The 15,928-nt window shown below is 70.2% G+C and carries 17 protein-coding genes and 1 tRNA gene; 11 read left to right on the top strand and 7 right to left on the bottom strand.

What is annotated here, in order from left to right:
* Positions 1–20 precede the first annotated feature (20 nt).
* From ccmE to MBSD_RS13320, 7 genes are all read right to left on the bottom strand, one after another.
* Positions 21–515 (bottom strand): cytochrome c maturation protein CcmE, encoded by a 495-nt coding sequence (gene ccmE / locus MBSD_RS13350; RefSeq protein ID WP_062537799.1) that lies wholly within the window; start codon positions 513–515, stop codon positions 21–23.
* Positions 512–688: a heme exporter protein CcmD gene (gene ccmD / locus MBSD_RS13345; RefSeq protein WP_062537798.1), complete on the bottom strand. Its 177-nt coding sequence runs from the start codon at positions 686–688 to the stop codon at positions 512–514. The genes ccmE and ccmD overlap by 4 nt, the downstream gene beginning before the upstream one ends.
* Positions 685–1,440: a heme ABC transporter permease gene (locus MBSD_RS13340; RefSeq protein WP_062537797.1), complete on the bottom strand. Its 756-nt coding sequence runs from the start codon at positions 1,438–1,440 to the stop codon at positions 685–687. The genes ccmD and MBSD_RS13340 overlap by 4 nt, the downstream gene beginning before the upstream one ends.
* On the bottom strand, positions 1,437–2,123 hold the full coding sequence (gene ccmB, locus MBSD_RS13335) for a heme exporter protein CcmB (RefSeq protein WP_062537796.1): 687 nt from the start codon (positions 2,121–2,123) through the stop codon (positions 1,437–1,439). The genes MBSD_RS13340 and ccmB overlap by 4 nt, the downstream gene beginning before the upstream one ends.
* Positions 2,120–2,761 carry a heme ABC exporter ATP-binding protein CcmA gene (ccmA, locus tag MBSD_RS13330; protein WP_062537795.1) on the bottom strand — a complete coding sequence of 214 codons (642 nt, stop codon included), beginning with the start codon at positions 2,759–2,761 and terminating at the stop codon, positions 2,120–2,122. The genes ccmB and ccmA overlap by 4 nt, the downstream gene beginning before the upstream one ends.
* Positions 2,762–2,833: 72 nt before the next feature.
* Positions 2,834–3,250, bottom strand: a complete 417-nt coding sequence (locus MBSD_RS13325) for a DUF3293 domain-containing protein (protein WP_062537794.1) — start codon at positions 3,248–3,250, stop codon at positions 2,834–2,836.
* Entirely contained in the window at positions 3,237–4,655 is a 1,419-nt protein-coding gene (locus MBSD_RS13320) for an FAD-dependent oxidoreductase (protein ID WP_062537793.1), read from the bottom strand. The genes MBSD_RS13325 and MBSD_RS13320 overlap by 14 nt, the downstream gene beginning before the upstream one ends.
* A 266-nt stretch (positions 4,656–4,921) precedes the next feature.
* On the opposite strand from MBSD_RS13320, the gene MBSD_RS13315 reads away from it, so the two are divergent.
* From MBSD_RS13315 to pip, 11 genes are all read left to right on the top strand, one after another.
* Entirely contained in the window at positions 4,922–6,613 is a 1,692-nt protein-coding gene (locus tag MBSD_RS13315; protein ID WP_237071814.1) for a TolB-like translocation protein, read from the top strand.
* A 270-nt stretch (positions 6,614–6,883) separates the two neighbouring features.
* Positions 6,884–8,809 carry a threonine--tRNA ligase gene (gene thrS, locus MBSD_RS13310; RefSeq protein ID WP_062537791.1) on the top strand — a complete coding sequence of 642 codons (1,926 nt, stop codon included), beginning with the start codon at positions 6,884–6,886 and terminating at the stop codon, positions 8,807–8,809.
* Between the two features lie 21 nt (positions 8,810–8,830).
* A complete protein-coding gene (infC, locus tag MBSD_RS13305) occupies positions 8,831–9,358 on the top strand; it encodes a translation initiation factor IF-3 (RefSeq protein ID WP_336603267.1) in 528 nt (175 codons plus the stop codon).
* Between the two features lie 420 nt (positions 9,359–9,778).
* Positions 9,779–9,976 carry a 50S ribosomal protein L35 gene (gene rpmI, locus MBSD_RS13300; protein ID WP_062537789.1) on the top strand — a complete coding sequence of 66 codons (198 nt, stop codon included), beginning with the start codon at positions 9,779–9,781 and terminating at the stop codon, positions 9,974–9,976.
* Between the two features lie 18 nt (positions 9,977–9,994).
* A complete protein-coding gene (rplT, locus tag MBSD_RS13295; RefSeq protein ID WP_062537788.1) occupies positions 9,995–10,354 on the top strand; it encodes a 50S ribosomal protein L20 in 360 nt (119 codons plus the stop codon).
* Positions 10,355–10,471: 117 nt separating this feature from the next.
* A complete protein-coding gene (pheS, locus tag MBSD_RS13290; RefSeq protein ID WP_062537787.1) occupies positions 10,472–11,467 on the top strand; it encodes a phenylalanine--tRNA ligase subunit alpha in 996 nt (331 codons plus the stop codon).
* A 253-nt stretch (positions 11,468–11,720) separates the two neighbouring features.
* A complete protein-coding gene (gene pheT / locus MBSD_RS13285; protein WP_062537786.1) occupies positions 11,721–14,102 on the top strand; it encodes a phenylalanine--tRNA ligase subunit beta in 2,382 nt (793 codons plus the stop codon).
* 1 nt (position 14,103) lies between these two features.
* The gene (gene ihfA / locus MBSD_RS13280; protein WP_062537785.1) at positions 14,104–14,403 is read left to right on the top strand and encodes an integration host factor subunit alpha; all 300 of its coding nucleotides are present in this window, start codon (positions 14,104–14,106) and stop codon (positions 14,401–14,403) included.
* Positions 14,384–14,740: a MerR family transcriptional regulator gene (locus MBSD_RS13275; protein WP_062537784.1), complete on the top strand. Its 357-nt coding sequence runs from the start codon at positions 14,384–14,386 to the stop codon at positions 14,738–14,740. The genes ihfA and MBSD_RS13275 overlap by 20 nt, the downstream gene beginning before the upstream one ends.
* A 54-nt stretch (positions 14,741–14,794) precedes the next feature.
* A tRNA-Pro gene (locus MBSD_RS13270) sits at positions 14,795–14,871 on the top strand.
* A 64-nt stretch (positions 14,872–14,935) separates the two neighbouring features.
* A complete protein-coding gene (gene pip / locus MBSD_RS13265; RefSeq protein ID WP_062537783.1) occupies positions 14,936–15,892 on the top strand; it encodes a prolyl aminopeptidase in 957 nt (318 codons plus the stop codon).
* Positions 15,893–15,928 lie beyond the last annotated feature (36 nt).

Genomic DNA, 15,928 nt, shown 5'->3' with positions numbered 1-15,928 from the left:
TCATGCGTTGCATTCCGGATTCAGGGGCTCGGTGCGGGAGCGGACTCTTGCCGAGTCCCGGGGCCCGGGTCCGGAGTCCCGACATGATGCTTGGCGTGCGCCTTCGCCATCGCCGCGGCGAGCTCCTTCGGCATGTAGTTCTCGTCGTGCTTGGCCAGCACCTCGGTGGCGACGAAGCGCGCGCCGTCCATGTGGCCGGTGGCGATCACCGCCTGGTTCTCGCGGAACAGGTCGGGCAGGATGCCGGTGTACTCGACCGGCAGGTCGTGGTCGCCGTCGGTGACGGTGAAGTCGACGGTGAGCGAATGCGCGTCGCGGCGCACCGAGCCGGTCTTGACCATGCCGCCCAGGCGGAAGGTCTTGTAGCCGGCGCCCTGGCCGGCCAGCACCTGGCTCGGCGTCAGCAGGTAGTTCATGTTCTGCTGCAGCGCGTAGACGGTCAGCGCGGCGGCGACGCCGACGGCGCCGAGGATCAGCAGCACCAGGGTCATGCGGCGCTTGCGGGTCGGATTCATGCGGAGGCTCCCTTGCGCGCGCTTTGACGCGCGAGGCGCGCGCGCAGTTCCCGTAGCGCGCGGCGGCGGCGCAGCGCGGGCGCGGCGTAGTCCCAGGCCAGCACGGCGAAGAACACCGCGTAGGCCGGCCAGACGTAGGCGGCGTAGCCGCCCATGGCGAAGAACGCGCTCATGCCCCGCCCTCCGCCTGCGCCAGCGCGCGCACCCAGTCCTTGCCGCCTTCCTGCGCCAGCAGCGCGACGCGCGCGCGGCCGAGCAGGCTGGCGCCGAAATAGAACTTGGCGGCGAGGGCCATCGTCAGCAGCGGCCACAGCATCGACGGCGCGATGTGCGAAGGACCGAGGATGCGCACGGTCGAGCCCTGGTGCAGCGTGTTCCACCACACCACCGAGAAATGCACGATCGGCAGGTTGACGATGCCGACCAGGGCGAGGAACGCCGCCGCGCGCGCCGCCTTGCGGCGGTCCTCGATGGCGTAGTAGAGGCCGATCACGCCGAGGTAGAGGAACAGCAGCACCAGTTCCGAGGTGAGCCGCGCGTCCCAGGTCCACCACGTGCCCCACATCGGCTTGCCCCACAGCGAGCCGGTGACCAGGGTGATGAAGGTGAACGTGGCGCCGATCGGCGCGCATTCCATGGCGACGATCTCGGCCAGCTTGATGCGCCACACCAGCGCGACGAAGCCGGCCACCGCCATGCAGGCGTAGACGAACAGGCTCATCCACGCGCTCGGCACGTGGATGAAGATGATGCGATAGGCGTCGCCCTGCTGGTAATCGGCGGGCGCCAGCACCAGGCCGCCGTACAGGCCGATCGCGCCGGCGAGCAGCGCCAGCGCCAGCAGCCACGGCCGCAGCGCGCCGGCGAAGCGGTAGAAGGTCGGTGGCGAACCGAGCTTGTGGAACCACAGGGCGAGCGTGTTCATGCGTCGAGGGCGATCCTGAGGGCGGCCGCGCAGGCCAGCGGCGCCAGCACCAGGGCCAGGGCCAGTGCGGCGCCCAGCCAGAGCAGGGGCGCGAGGTGGGGCAGCCCGGCCTCGGCCGCGGACACCGCGCCGGCGGCGAAGATCACCACGGGCACGGTCAGCGGCAGCAGCATCAAGGCCAACAGCATACCAGAGCGGTACGTGCCGGCCGTGAGCGCGACCAGCACGGCGCCGAGCAGGCTGAGCAGCGGCGTGCCCAGCAGCAGCGCCGCCAGCAGCACCGCCTGCGCTTGCGCCGGCAGGTGCAGCATCGTCGCCAGCAGCGGCGCGATCACGATCAGCGGCAGCGCGGTGGTGATCCAGTGCGCGAGGATCTTCATGCCGAGCAGCAGCGGCAGCGGCTGCGGCGCCAGCAGCAGCAGCTCGAGGCTGCCGTCCTCGAGGTCGGGGCGGAACAGCGCGTCCAGCGCCAGCAACATCGCCAGCAGCACCGTCACCAGCACGATGCCGGCGGCGATGCGCGCCAGCAGCGCGTCCTCCGGGCCGAGCGCGAACGGAAACAGCGTCGCCACGATCAGCGCGTACAGCACCGGGAACGCGGCATCGCCGCGGCGGCGCCAGGCCAGCAGCAGGTCGCGGCGCAGCACCGCGGCGCAGGCGGCGGCGGTCGAGCCGGGCCTCATGCGCGCAATTCCAGGCACAGGTGCCTGGCCGACGGATCGACGAAGCTGACCGCGCCGTGGCTGGTCACCAGCGCCGCGCCGCCACGCGCGGCATGCGCGGCCAGCAGGCGGTTGACCAGCGCGATGCCGTGGCGGTCGAGGTTGGCGAACGGCTCGTCCAGCAGCCACAGCTCGGCCGGCGCCAGCAGCAGGCGCGCCAGCGCGGCGCGCTTCTTCTGTCCGGCCGAAAGGCGCCGCACCGGTTCGTCGCCGTAGCCGGCGAGGCCGACCTGGTCGATCGCCGCGGCGGGCGTGAGGCCGTCGCGCTGGCCGTACAGCGCGACGAAGTGGCGCAGGTTCTCGATGCACGACAGGTCGAGCTTGAGGCCGAGCTGATGGCCGAGGAACAGCGCGCGTCCAGCCAGCGCCTCGCGCCGCAGCGGCGCGCCGTCGAAGCGGATCTCGCCCGCGCCGGCCGGCAGCAGCCCGGCCAGCACGCGCAGCAGGGTGGTCTTGCCGGAGCCGTTGTCGCCCTCGACCAGCAGCGTCTCGCCGCGCCCCAGCGCGAGGTCGAGCGGCCCGAACACGGGCTCGTCGTTGCGCGCGAACGCCAGGCCCCGCGCTTCGAGCAGGGCTGCGGTGGGAGGGCTGGTGGTCATCGAGGGCGGAACTCCGGCCGGCCATTGTCCCAGCGGGGTCGCGGGCTGTCCATGCGGCCTTGCGTCGCGGTCTCAGACATATTCGCGCAGTTCGGCGCGGCCGCCGCCGCGGCCGCGCACGATCGCGGCCTGCTCGAAGCGCGCGGCCAGCGCATCCAGCGCATCGAAGTCGATGCCGAGCGCGAACAGGCTGGGCTCGCGCCAGCCGTCGGCGCCGACGCCGGTCCCGGCGCGCAGGCGCGCGCCGCGCTCGCGCAGCGCCTGCAGCAGCGCGCGCTGCGCGGCGCGGTTGGCGGCGCGCCCACGCGCCTGCGCGCGCGGATTCCAGGCAGTGATGAAGCCCCATGGCTCGTCCTCCGCGACGAGCAGCGGGCGCAGCGCGGCCGGCAGCGGCGCGCCGATGCGGATCGCGGCGTAGCCGCCGCGCGGCAGGCGCACGCGGTATTGCGTGGCGAGCCAGGCGCGCCGCAGCGCCTCAGACGCCGGCATCGGCGGGCAGCGGCGGCAATTCGGCGCGCACCCGCGCCGCGGCGGCCTCCATGTCCAGCGTGTCCAGCGAGGCGTGGCCGCGCAGCAGCTCCTCGAGCAGCGCGTCCTGCGCGCGGCCGCGTTCGCGCGCGTAGGCGTAGGGCACGCGGGTGAAGCTGACCAGGCGGTAGCGCGACTTGAAATGCCGCGGCGCGCGTTGCGTCAGCGCCTCGCCCAGCGCGCGCTTCAGCAGGAAGTGCGGATCGGCCACCGCGTCGCGCATCTCGATGTAGTTCTCGATCGCCATCGCCGCGATCGCCTCGGCGTTGGGGCGGCGGCGGCGCTCGAACTCGGCGAACACGGCGGCGGGGTCGCCGGGCTCCGCGTCCAGCAGCGGCGCCAGCTCGGCGGCGTCCTCGAAACCGGCGTTCATGCCCTGGCCGTGGAACGGCACGATGGCGTGCGCGGCGTCGCCGAGCAGCAGCGCCTGGCCGCCGAGGCGCCAGCGGTCGAGGTAGAGCGTGGCCAGCGCGCCGACCGGATGCGCGTCGTAGTCGACGTCGAAGGCCGGCATCAGCTCCAGCGCGTCGGCGAAGTCGTCGCGGAAGAACGGCCGCGCCTTCGCGGCGTTGCGCACCGTGGCGAAACTGGGGTGCGCGCCGGTATTCGGCAGGAACAGGGTGACGGTGAAGCTGCCCTCGGCGTTGGGCAGGGCGATGCACATGTAGCCGCCGCGCGGCCAGATGTGCAGCGCGTGCGCCTCCAGCGCGAAGCGCTCGCCGCGCGCGCGCGCCGCCGCCAGCGCGGGCGGCAGGGTGCCGGCGGGGAAGTCCGCGAGCGGAGGGATCTCCAGTTCCTTGTAGCCGTGCCCCAGCGGCTCGACGCGCTCGCCCAGCGGCGTCACGCAGTCGATCGCCGCGCGCAGCGCGGAGCCCGCGCCGTCCGCGCCCAGCAGCAGCCCGGCGGCGTGCGTACGGCGCGCGCCGGCGGGGTCCTCGAGCTCGATCGTGCCGGCGGCGAAGTCGGCGGTCAGCAGGCGCTGGCCGAAATGCAGGCTCGCGCCGGCGCGTTCGGCGGCATCCAGCAGCAGCATGTTGAGGCCGCCGCGCGACACCGACCAGATCACCTCGCGGTCGTCGACGCCGTAGCGCTGCAGGTTGGTGCGGCCGTCGCGGTCGTGGACCATGCGTCCGCGCATCATCACCGCCTGCCGCATCACCGCCTCGTTCAGGCCGGCCTGGCGCAAGGCGTGCAAACCGCGCTCGGCCAGGGCGAGGTTGATCGAGCGGCCGCCGGTGAAGCCGGCGACGCGCGGGTCGGGGCGGCGCTCGAACACCTCGACGCGGAAGCCGCGCTGCGCCAGCAGCGTCGCCAGCAGTCCGCCGACCAGGCCGGCGCCGATCAGGGTGATGCGGGGACGAGTCATCCGCGTGCGTGGGTCTGTCGTCGAAGGTGCGCGCACTCTCGGCAAGCGCGCCGCGAATTGCAATCCCCGCCGCCGTCCCCGCGCGCAGCAGCAGGGGATGCGCGATGGCCGCGGCCGCCATGGCGCGGTCCGCGGCGGAATCACGGCCACAATTTAGAAAATGTATACAAAAATATTCATGTGCGATTATCAATGTTCGAAATATGTACTCTTAACGCGTTGATTTGTTTCGTGAATGTTCCTGAAACGCACGTCACGAAATGCGCGTGATCCCGCCCCTGGTCGCGCTCGAATGCGATCCCGTTCGCAATTCGCGTGCGTACGGGCGGGCTAAGGTCCGCGTCCCCTGCAGTTGCAGTACCGAAGGTGACGCGATGTACCCAAACAGAAAGCTTCTCCCGGTGGCGCTCGCAGTCGGGCTGCTGGCCAGCGTGGCCAGCGCGCCGACGTTCTCCCAGACCGTTTCCGGCGGCCCCTGCGCGAATTTCTACGCGTCGGGTTTCCAGCTGCCGCAAGGGCAGGTCGATGCGGCCGTGCCCAACCTGGCGCGCCCGGCCAAGGGCGCGATCACCACGGATCCGGTGTTCGGCACCTGCGTGGTGCGGGCGACCCAGCATGACGTCGAGCCGCCGACGACCTTCGCGCGCAACGACTACTCGCGCCGCGAGCCGTTCAACGCGGACATGAGCTACTTCTTCGTCTATTCGGACGGCGGCTACTGGCACCTGTACGACGCCAACACGCTGAAGTACATCAAGGTGCTGAACGGTCCGGCCGGCGACGCCGAGCTGCAATGGGACCCGGTGGACCCGAAGAAGCTGTACTTCACGCCGACCAACGGCGGGCTGAAGTTGTATGCGATGAACGTGGACACCGGGGCGATCACCACGGTGGCGGACTTCACCGGCAAGCTGCCGTGGCCGAGCGCGGCGCACGTGTGGACGAAGTCGGAAGGCTCGCCGTCGCGGGACGGTCGCTACTGGGGCCTGATGGTGGACGACGCGAACTGGAACAGCCTGGGGCTGATCGTGTGGGACACGGTGCAGAACCGGCTGGTGGGTTCGATGAGCACGAACGGCAACCGTCCGGACCACATCAGCATGAGCCCGTCGGGGCGCTGGGTGGTGCCGTCGTGGCTGGACGGGACCTATGCCTACACGCCGGACTTCAGCCGGCGGGTGCAGTTGCACCATTCGAGCGAGCACTCGGACCTTGGCGTGCTGCCGAACGGGGACGACGTGTACGTGTCGATCGACTTCCAGGCGAACCTGGGCGACATCTTCATGGTGGACCTGGACACCGGGGTGCGCACGGACCTGATGCCGACGTACATCAGCGGCAGCGCGACGGCGCTGCACGTGTCGATGAAGGCGTTCAACAAGCCGGGCTGGGCGCTGATCGGCACCTATGCGGGGACGGGGCCGCACCGCTGGTACATGGACCACCTGTTCGCGCTGGAGCTGAAGGCGAACCCGCGGATTTACAACATCGCGTTCCACCACAGCAACGTGGCCGGCTACTGGTCGGAGCCGCAGGCGGCGGTGAACCGGGACTTCACGCGCATCCTGTTCAACTCGAACTGGGGTTCGAGCAGCGACACGGACGTGGATGCGTACATGGTGCAGTTGCCGGCCGGGGCCGTGCCTGCGTCCGGCCTGAAGAAGCGCCTCGCCGTCTACGATTCCGGCAGCACCGCTGCGCCGTCCTCGTCGCCGGCGGTGGAGCCGACGCCGGCGACGCCCGCCAGCAGTGCCAGCAACGGGCCTGCCGCAAACGACGACGACTCGCAGCAGACGGCAAACGCATCGAACGGCGCGCGCTGGTACCGGCTTGGCGATACCGCCGGGACGATGAAGGACCCGCTGCGCGAGCATCGCCATGCGCCGAGCGGGGCATCGGCGGTCGATGCGACGACACAGCGCCGTCGCGGCGGGGAAAGGGCGGATTCGGCCCGCTGATCGCGGTCGGCGACCGCTGTTGCACGCGAACCCCGCCGCCGCGCGGGGTTCGTCGTTTGCGGCCCCGCATTGACAAGCGGCGCCGCGATGACCAAGCTTGACGCCGGTTCTCCACCATCACCACGACGAGGTGGCCGCGGGCAACCGGCGGTCGAGTGTGCGACATGAGGACTACGCGCTTCCCACGCTGAACCGACGCGCGCGGCCTTGCCTTGTCTGTGACCCAAGGGCGCCTCGCGCCCTTTTTTGTTGCTTGCGATCCGGCCATCCATGATCACGATCACCCTTCCCGACGGCAGCACGAAATCCTTCGATCATCCCGTGTCGGTGCAGGAGGTCGCCGCCTCGATCGGCGCCGGCCTGGCCAAGGCCGCCCTGGCCGGCAAGGTCGACGGCAGGCTGGTCGACGCCAGCCACGTCATCGACCGCGATGCCCGCGTCGAGATCGTCACCGAGAAGAGCGCGGAGGCGCTGGAGATCCTGCGCCATTCCACCGCGCACCTGCTGGCGCAGGCCGTGCAGCGTCTGTACCCCGGCGCGCAGGTGACGATCGGCCCGGTGATCGACAACGGCTTCTATTACGACTTCGCCTACGAGCGCCCGTTCACGCCGGAGGATCTGCCGAAGATCGAGGCGGAGATGGAGAGGATCGTCAAGGAGCAGTTGCCGGTCGTGCGCAGCGTGAAGTCGCGCGACGAAGCGATCCGCTTCTTTCGCGGCATCGGCGAGATCTACAAGGCCGAGATCATCGAGGGCATCCCGGCCGGCGAGGAACTGTCGCTGTACACGCAGGGCGAGTTCACCGACCTCTGCCGCGGCCCGCACGTGCCCAACACCGGCAAGCTGCGCGCGTTCAAGCTGATGAAAGTGGCCGGCGCCTACTGGCGCGGCGACAGCAGCAAGCAGATGCTCAGCCGCATCTACGGCACCGCCTGGCTGAACGACAAGGATCTCAAGGCCTACCTCGCCATGCTCGAGGAGGCGGAAAAGCGCGACCACCGCAAGATCGCCAGGCAGCTCGACCTGTTCCACCAGCAGGAAGAGGCGCCGGGCATGGTGTTCTGGCACCCGAAAGGCTGGGCGATCTGGCAGACGGTCGAGCAGTACATGCGCCGCGTCTACAAGGCGTCCGGCTATCAGGAGGTGCGCTGCCCGCAGATCCTCGACGTGTCGCTGTGGCAGCGCTCCGGCCACTGGGACAACTACAAGGAGAACATGTTCTTCACCGAGTCGGAGAAGCGCACTTACGCGGTGAAGCCGATGAACTGCCCGGGCCACGTGCAGATCTTCAACTCCGACCTGCGCAGCTACCGCGACCTGCCGATCCGTTACGGCGAGTTCGGCGGCTGCCATCGCAACGAGCCGTCCGGCGCGCTGCACGGCATCATGCGCGTGCGCGCCTTCACCCAGGACGACGGGCACATCTTCTGCACCGAGGACCAGATCGAGCCCGAAGTGACGGCGTTCCATCGGCAGGCGATGCAGGTGTACGCGGACTTCGGCTTCAGCGACATCGCGCTGAAGATCGCGCTGCGTCCGGAGAAGCGGCTCGGCTCCGACGAGGTCTGGGACAGGGCCGAGGAGGCGTTGCGCGCCGCGCTGCGCAGCGCCGGCGTCGGCTGGGAAGAGCTACCGGGCGAGGGCGCCTTCTACGGTCCGAAGATCGAGTACCACATGAAGGACTCGATCGGCCGCGCCTGGCAGGTCGGCACCATGCAGGTCGACTTCATGATGCCGCAGCGGCTCGGCGCCGAGTACGTCGACGAGCACTCGCAGCGCCGCCATCCGGTGATGCTGCACCGGGCGATCGTGGGCTCGATGGAGCGCTTCATCGGCATCCTGATCGAGCACCACGCCGGCAACCTGCCGCCGTGGCTGGCGCCGGTGCAGGCGGCGGTCCTCAACATCACCGACGCCCAGGCCGACTATGCCCGGGGGGTGGCGCAAGCCCTTGTAGACAAAGGCTTCCGTGCGCAGGCGGATTTGCGCAACGAGAAGATCGGCTATAAAATCCGCGAGCATACGCTGCAGAAGGTGCCCTACCTGCTCGTGGTCGGTGACCGCGAGAAGGAGACGGGCGCCGTTTCTGTGCGCACTCGCTCGGGCGAGGACCTCGGCAGCCTGCCGCTGCCGGCCTTCGTCGAGCGGCTGAGTGCGGAAGCCGGCCCCGCTCGCTCGGGCGGCACCGCAGACTGAAACCCGCTGGGAGGACGCAGTATCGCCACCACCGACAACAAGGCCACCCGCCGGAATCACGAGATCCGTGTTCCGCGAGTGCGCGTGATCGGCGCCGACGGGGAACAGGTCGGCATCCTGTCCCGCGACGAGGCGCTGAGGATGGCCGAGGACGCGGGCATGGATCTGGTCGAGATCCAGCCGAACGCCGAGCCGCCGGTCTGCCGCATCATGGACTTCGGCAAGTTCAAGTTCGAGCAGCAGAAGAAGGCGCAGGCGGCGAAGAAGAAGCAGAAGCAGGTCGAGATCAAGGAGCTGAAGTTCCGTCCCACGACGGACGTCGGCGACTACCAGATCAAGCTGCGCAACATGCTTCGCTTCCTCGAGGAAGGCGACAAGGTCAAGGTCACCATCCGCTTCCGCGGCCGCGAAATGTCGCATCAGGAACTCGGCCACAACCTGGCCCAGCGCATCCAGGCGGATGTGGGCGAGGAGGGCGTGGTCGAGCAGTTCCCGCGGCTCGAGGGGCGGCAGATGGTGATGATGATCGCCCCCAAGAAGAAGAGTTGATTCCGGCCGGGAGCGTCGGCTCGCGACAGAAGCGGAGTGGTGCGACTCCCGTGCGGCCCGTCGCGTGCCCCTCTCCCGCCGACGGGAGAGGGCGAGCCGCGAAGTGACGCGAGATGCGTCGAAGCGCATCTCGCGCCGACGGGATCAAGGCGTGAGGGGCAGGTTTGCGTCGAGGGCCGGGTTTCCCGCTTGCGCGAGCCGGCCCGCTTCCGATCGGGTAGACTAGGCGGCCCTGCGGCGCCTTTCGGCCCGCAGAGGAAGCCGGTTTCGCCCGCAAGGGCATCCCGCCGGCCGCGGAGGCGGCCGGCGGCGCAGCAAGGATCCGCTCCGGCGGATCCACAAGCCGGTTCGGGCAGGGATGGAAAGCGCGGCTGCGGCCGTCGCCCGGATCAGTCCAATAACCGTCGTTGGAGCATCGACATGCCCAAGATCAAGACCAACCGGGCCGCCGCCAAGCGGTTCCGCAAGACCGCCTCCGGCAAGTTCAAGGCCGGCCACGCCTTCAAGTCGCACATCCTCACCAAGAAGGCGACCAAGCGTAAGCGCGCCCTGCGCGCCCCCAACCACGTGCGCGAGTGCGACCAGAAGAGCGTCGCGCGCATGCTGCCCTACCTGTAAGACGAGGAGGTCACCACCATGGCTCGTGTCAAGCGTGGCGTAACCGCCCGTCGTCGTCACAAGAAGATCATCGGCCAGGCCAAGGGCTACTACAACGCGCGCCGCAAGGTCCTGCGCGTCGCCAAGCAGGCCGTCACCAAGGCCGGCCAGTACGCCTACATCGGCCGCAAGCAGCGCAAGCGCCAGTTCCGCGCGCTGTGGATCGTGCGCATCAACGCCGCGGCCCGCCAGTTCGGCCTGTCCTACAGCCGGCTGATCAACGGCCTGGCCAAGGCGCAGGTCGCGGTCGACCGCAAGGTGCTGGCCGACCTTGCGGTGCACGACCTCAAGGCGTTCGGCGCGCTCGCCGAGAAAGCGAAGGCCAGCCTGGCCGCGTAATCCGACGCAGGCGCTTCATGCGCCGGCCGCGCGCCGGCGCAGCGGATCACGTGGGGAGCGGGCCGGTCTCGCTCCCCACGCCGTTTCTGCTGGGCACGATTTGACCCGGAAAGGGCGATGGACGCACTCGCAACCCGCATCGAAGAAGCGCTGGCCGCGATCGCCGGCGTCGACAGCCTGGACGCGCTGGAGGCGCAGCGCGTGGCCCTGCTCGGCAAGAGCGGTTTCATCACCGAACAGTTGAAGCAGTTGGGCGCGTTGCCGCCGGAGCAGCGTAAGGCGCGCGGCGCCGAGCTCAACCGCGCCCGCGACCGCCTTGCGGAAGCGATCGCCGCACGCAGGCAGATGCTGGAAGAGGCTGCCTTCGCGCAGCGCCTCGCTTCCGAGCGGCTGGACGTGACCCTGCCGGGCCGGCGCGGCGAGCGCGGCGGCATCCATCCGCTCACGCGCACGCTGGAGCGCATCGCCGCGATCTTCGCGCGGCTCGGCTACCAGCGCGCCGACGGCCCCGAGATCGAGGACGACTGGCACAACTTCGAGGCGCTGAACTTCCCGCCGCACCATCCCGCGCGGGCGATGCACGACACCTTCTACTTCGGCGACGGGCGCCTGTTGCGCACGCACACCTCGCCGGTGCAGGTGCGCGCGATGCAGGGCCGGCAGCCGCCGATCCGCATCATCGCGCCCGGCAAGGTCTACCGCAGCGATTCCGACCAGACGCATTCGCCGATGTTCCACCAGATCGAGGGCCTGCTGGTCGACGAAACCTCCAGCTTCGCCGACCTGAAGGGCACGCTGGCGGAATTCATCCGCGCCTTCTTCGAGCGCGACTTCGAGATGCGCTTCCGTCCGAGCTACTTCCCGTTCACCGAGCCGTCCGCGGAGGTCGACATCCGCTGGGACGCGGCCGACGGCAGCGAGCGCTGGCTGGAGGTGCTCGGCTGCGGCATGGTGCATCCGAACGTGCTGCGCAACTGCGGCATCGATCCGGAGCGCTACACCGGCTTCGCGTTCGGCCTCGGCATCGAGCGCTTCGCCATGCTGCGCTACGGCGTCGGCGACCTGCGCGCGTTCTTCGAGAACGACCTGCGCTTCCTGCGGCAGTTCGCCTGATGGCGCGGGACGCGGCACTCGGGACGCGGGGCTCGACGGGACGCGGACGCGTCGCCGGCTCCGGTCCTGTCCGGATGCCTCCGTTCTCGTGCGCCACCGTTGGAGTCGACGCCATGACACGCCTGCTCGACGATTGCCGGAAAACGTCGTGCTTCCCGAAAACGCGGAAAGCGGCATGCCGCGTGCCGCACACGAGGGCGTGCCGCCTCGCCCGAGTCCCGAGTCCCGAGTTCCGAGTCCCGCGGAGTACGCCGTGAAATTCAGCGAGAACTGGCTGCGCGAACTGGTGGATGTGCCGGCGGACCGCGCGGCGCTGGTCGAACGGCTCACCATGTCCGGCCTCGAGGTCGAATCGGTGAGCGCGCTCGGCGGCGGCCTGGACGGCGTGGTCGTGGCCGAGATCGTCGAGGCGCGGCCGCATCCCGACGCCGACCGTCTGCGCGTGTGCGCGGTGCATGTGGGGCAGGGCGCGCCGCTGCAGATCGTCTGCGGCGCGCCCAATGCGCGTCCTGGCCTGAAGGCGCCGCTGGCCACGATCGGCGCGCGGTTGCCGGACGGCGTGGCGATCCGGGCCGCCAGGCTGCGCGGCGTGGAATCGCAGGGCATGCTGTGCTCGGCAAAGGAGCTCGGCCTCGACGCCGACGCCTCCGGCCTGCTGGAGCTGCCGGCTGACGCGCCGGTCGGCACCCCGCTGGCGCGCTACCTCGGCCTGCCCGATGCCAGCATCGAGCTGAAGCTGACCCCGAACCGCCCCGACTGTCTCGGCATGCTCGGCCTGGCCTACGATGTCGCCGCGCAGTTCGGCGGCGCGGTGCGCCCGCCGCGCATCGAGCCGGTGGCGTCCGCCGCCGACGCGACGCGCGGCATCCGGCTCGAGGCCGGCGCCGACTGCCCGCGCTACCTCGGCCGCGTGATCGCCGGCATCGATCCCGCCGCGCCGACGCCGCTGTGGATGGCCGAGCGCCTGCGCCGCGCGGGCCTGCGGCCGATCGCGGCGGTGGTCGACGTCACCAACTACGTGATGCTGGAGCTGGGCCAGCCGTTGCATGCGTTCGACGACGACAAGCTCGACGGCGACATCGTGGTGCGCCGCGCGCGTCCCGGCGAGACGCTGACCCTGCTGGACGGCACCGAAGCGAAGCTCGACGAGGGCTTCCTGCTGATCGCCGACGAAGCGCGGCCGTTGGCGCTGGCCGGCGTGATGGGCGGGATGGCCTCGCGCGTCACCGGCGACACGCGCAACGTGTTCCTGGAGAGCGCGCACTTCGCGCCGCCGGCGATCATGGGTCGGGCGCGCCGCCTCGGTCTCAGCAGCGATGCGGCGCACCGTTTCGAGCGCGGCGTCGATCCGGAGCTGCCGCGCCTCGCGCTGGAGCGCGCCACCGCGTTGCTGCTGTCGATCGCCGGCGGCACCGCAGGGCCGGTCTGCAGCGCCGAGCGCGCGCAGGACCTGCCTTCGCGCCCATCGGTGCGCCTGCGCCGCGCGCGGCTGACGCGCGTGCTCGGTGTCGCGGTGGCGGACGCCGAGGTGGCGCGCATGCTGACCGCGCTGGGCATGACCGTGGCGGCCGACGACGACGGCTGGCGCGTCACGCCGCCCAGCCGCCGCTTCGACATCGAACGCGAGGAAGACCTGATCGAGGAAGTCGCGCGCGTCCACGGCTATGCGCGCATCCCCGCCCGCCTGCCCGCGGGCGCGTTCGCGCTGGCGCCGGAGAGCGAAGCGCGGCTGCCGGAGGCGGCGCTGCGCGAACAGATGGCCGCGCGCGGTTACCAGGAGGCGATCTGCTATGCCTTCGTCGGTGCCGACCTGCTGCGGACTTGGGGGCTGGAGGACGGCGCGGTCGCGTTGGCCAACCCCCTGTCGGCCGACCTGGCGGTGATGCGCACCTCGCTGCTGCCGGGCCTGGTGCAGGCGTTGGCGCTCAACCGCAACCGCCAGCAGGCGCGCGTGCGGCTGTTTGAAATCGGTCGCAGTTTCCTCGCCGGGAACGGGGCACCGTTGGAGACGGCGCGGGTCGCTGCGGTGGCCTGCGGGGAGGCGGCGGCCGAACAATGGGGAGAGCCGGCCCGCGCCTCGGATTTCTTCGATCTCAAGGGGGATTTGCAGTCGCTGTGCGCGCTGGGCGGCGAGCCGGGCGCATGGCGCTACGACACCGAAGGGCTGCCGGCCTGGCTGCACCCCGGTCGCGGCGCGCGCGTGCTGCGCGACGGCAGGCCGGTGGGCCATGTCGGCGCGTTGCATCCGCGTCTGGCCAAGGCGCTGGACCTGGGAGGCGACGTCTACGCGTTCGAGGTGGAACTGGAGGCGTTGGCGCAGCGTCGCGTGCCGCGTGCCGAGCCGGTTTCGCGCTTCCCGATGGTGCGCCGCGACATCGCCGTGGAGCTGCCCGAGGAGGTGGCCTGGGATACGCTCGAGGCCACGGTGCGCCGCGCGGTGGGAGCGCAGCTCGCGGACTTGTTCGTGTTCGACCGCTACAGCGGCCCGGGTTTGGGCGATGGACGAAAGAGTGTCGCTATGGGCTTGATTTTGCAGGATCGTTCCCGCACGCTTACGGACGAAGACGCGGATCGCTGTGTGGCTTCGGCGGTCGCCGCGCTGGAACGCGAATGCAGGGCGAAGTTGCGAGGCTGACATGGCGCTGACCAAGGCGGAAATGGCTGAACGTCTGTTCGTGGACGTCGGCCTGAACAAGCGCGAGGCCAAGGAATTCGTCGACGCGTTCTTCGAGGTCGTGCGCGAGGCGCTGGAACGGGGGGAGCAGGTCAAGCTGTCGGGGTTCGGCAACTTCGACCTGCGCCAGAAGAATCAGCGTCCCGGTCGTAACCCCAAGACGGGCGAGGAGATTCCGATCTCCGCCCGGCGCGTGGTCACGTTCCGTCCGGGACAGAAACTCAAGGTGCGGGTCGAGGCCTATGCTGGATCAGGGGAGTAACAGCGAGCTGCCGGCGATCCCGGCCAAGCGCTACTTCACCATCGGCGAGGTCAGCGAGCTGTGCGGGGTGAAGCCGCACGTGCTGCGCTACTGGGAACAGGAATTCCCGGCGCTGAAACCGGTGAAGCGGCGCGGCAACCGGCGCTACTACCAGCGCCACGACGTGCTGATGATCCGGCAGATCCGCTCGCTGCTGTACGAGCAGGGCTTCACCATCACCGGCGCGCGCCAGCGCCTGGAAGGCGCGCAGGCGCGCGTGGAAGCCAGCATTTCCAACCAGATCGTGCGCCAGGTGCGCATGGAGCTGGAGGAAGTGCTGCAGATCCTGCGCCGCTGAGCTTCAAGCAGAGGCCGCAAAGCTGCTAGACTTGCCGCTCCCGCAAGCCGCTGTCGGGGCGTAGCGCAGCCTGGTAGCGCACCACAATGGGGTTGTGGGGGTCGCGAGTTCGAATCTCGCCGCCCCGACCAATCGCGGCTTGCCGTTTCCCGCTCCGGCGCCCTCGTGGCGCCGGATGCGTTTCCGGAATCCGCCATGAGCGCCGAGCGACGCACGCTGTACCCCGAGATCGAACCCTACGACAGCGGCTTCCTCAAGGTCTCGGATCTGCACACGCTCTACTACGAGCAGTGCGGCAATCCGGCCGGCAAGCCGGTGGTGTTCCTGCACGGCGGCCCGGGCGGCGGCACCAATGCGAAGTGCCGGCGCTTCTTCGACCCGGCCGCGTACCGCATCGTGCTGTTCGACCAGCGCGGCTGCGGGCGCTCCACGCCGCACGCCGAGCTGACCGACAACACCACCTGGCACCTGGTCGCCGACATCGAGCGCCTGCGCGAGCACCTCGGCATCGCGCGCTGGCAGGTGTTCGGCGGCTCCTGGGGCTCGACGCTGGCGCTGGCCTACGCGGAAACCCACCCCGAGCGCGTCACCGAGCTGGTGCTGCGCGGCATCTTCATGCTGCGGCGCTGGGAACTGGAGTGGTTCTACCAGAAGGGCTGCGACGCGCTCTATCCGGACGCGTGGGAACAGTACCTCGCGCCGATCCCGCCGGGCGAACGCGGCGACCTGATGGGGGCCTACCACCGCCGCCTGACCCACGCCGATCCCGCCGTGCGGCTGGAGGCGGCGCGCGCCTGGTCGATGTGGGAGGGCGCGACCAGTTTCCTGCTGCAGGACCCGGACTTCATCGAGGCCAGCGGCCACGACGAGTTCGCCCTCGCTTTCGCGCGCATCGAGTGCCACTACTTCGTGCACGGCGGTTTTTTCGAGGAGGACGGCCAGCTGCTGCGCGACGTGCACCGCCTGCGCCGCATCCCGGCGGTGATCGTGCAGGGGCGCTACGACGTGGTCTGCCCGCTGCGCAGTGCCTGGGACCTGCACCGCGCCTGGCCGGAAGCCGAACTGAAGATCGTGGCGGATGCCGGGCACTCGGCGTTCGAGCCGGGTATCACTCACGAACTGGTCGAAGCCACCGACCGTTTCCGCGGCTGAACCCGGCCTGCCGGAGACGCGTCGCCCGCGCGCCGC

It is taken from the genome of Mizugakiibacter sediminis (genome assembly GCF_000953855.2).
Taxonomy (GTDB): Bacteria; Pseudomonadota; Gammaproteobacteria; order Xanthomonadales; family Rhodanobacteraceae; genus Mizugakiibacter; species Mizugakiibacter sediminis.
The sequence above is the reverse complement of the archived record's forward strand: the minus strand, read 5'-3'. Positions and strand labels throughout refer to the sequence as shown.

Coding starts and splice junctions, on each gene's coding strand:
- ccmE (WP_062537799.1), bottom strand. CDS start 515: ATGAATCCGACCCGCAAGCGCCGCATGACCCTGGTGCTGCTGATCCTC.
- ccmD (WP_062537798.1), bottom strand. CDS start 688: ATGAGCGCGTTCTTCGCCATGGGCGGCTACGCCGCCTACGTCTGGCCG.
- MBSD_RS13340 (WP_062537797.1), bottom strand. CDS start 1,440: ATGAACACGCTCGCCCTGTGGTTCCACAAGCTCGGTTCGCCACCGACC.
- ccmB (WP_062537796.1), bottom strand. CDS start 2,123: ATGAGGCCCGGCTCGACCGCCGCCGCCTGCGCCGCGGTGCTGCGCCGC.
- ccmA (WP_062537795.1), bottom strand. CDS start 2,761: ATGACCACCAGCCCTCCCACCGCAGCCCTGCTCGAAGCGCGGGGCCTG.
- MBSD_RS13325 (WP_062537794.1), bottom strand. CDS start 3,250: ATGCCGGCGTCTGAGGCGCTGCGGCGCGCCTGGCTCGCCACGCAATAC.
- MBSD_RS13320 (WP_062537793.1), bottom strand. CDS start 4,655: ATGACTCGTCCCCGCATCACCCTGATCGGCGCCGGCCTGGTCGGCGGA.
- thrS (WP_062537791.1), top strand. CDS start 6,884: ATGATCACGATCACCCTTCCCGACGGCAGCACGAAATCCTTCGATCAT.
- rpmI (WP_062537789.1), top strand. CDS start 9,779: ATGCCCAAGATCAAGACCAACCGGGCCGCCGCCAAGCGGTTCCGCAAG.
- rplT (WP_062537788.1), top strand. CDS start 9,995: ATGGCTCGTGTCAAGCGTGGCGTAACCGCCCGTCGTCGTCACAAGAAG.
- pheS (WP_062537787.1), top strand. CDS start 10,472: ATGGACGCACTCGCAACCCGCATCGAAGAAGCGCTGGCCGCGATCGCC.
- ihfA (WP_062537785.1), top strand. CDS start 14,104: ATGGCGCTGACCAAGGCGGAAATGGCTGAACGTCTGTTCGTGGACGTC.
- MBSD_RS13275 (WP_062537784.1), top strand. CDS start 14,384: ATGCTGGATCAGGGGAGTAACAGCGAGCTGCCGGCGATCCCGGCCAAG.
- pip (WP_062537783.1), top strand. CDS start 14,936: ATGAGCGCCGAGCGACGCACGCTGTACCCCGAGATCGAACCCTACGAC.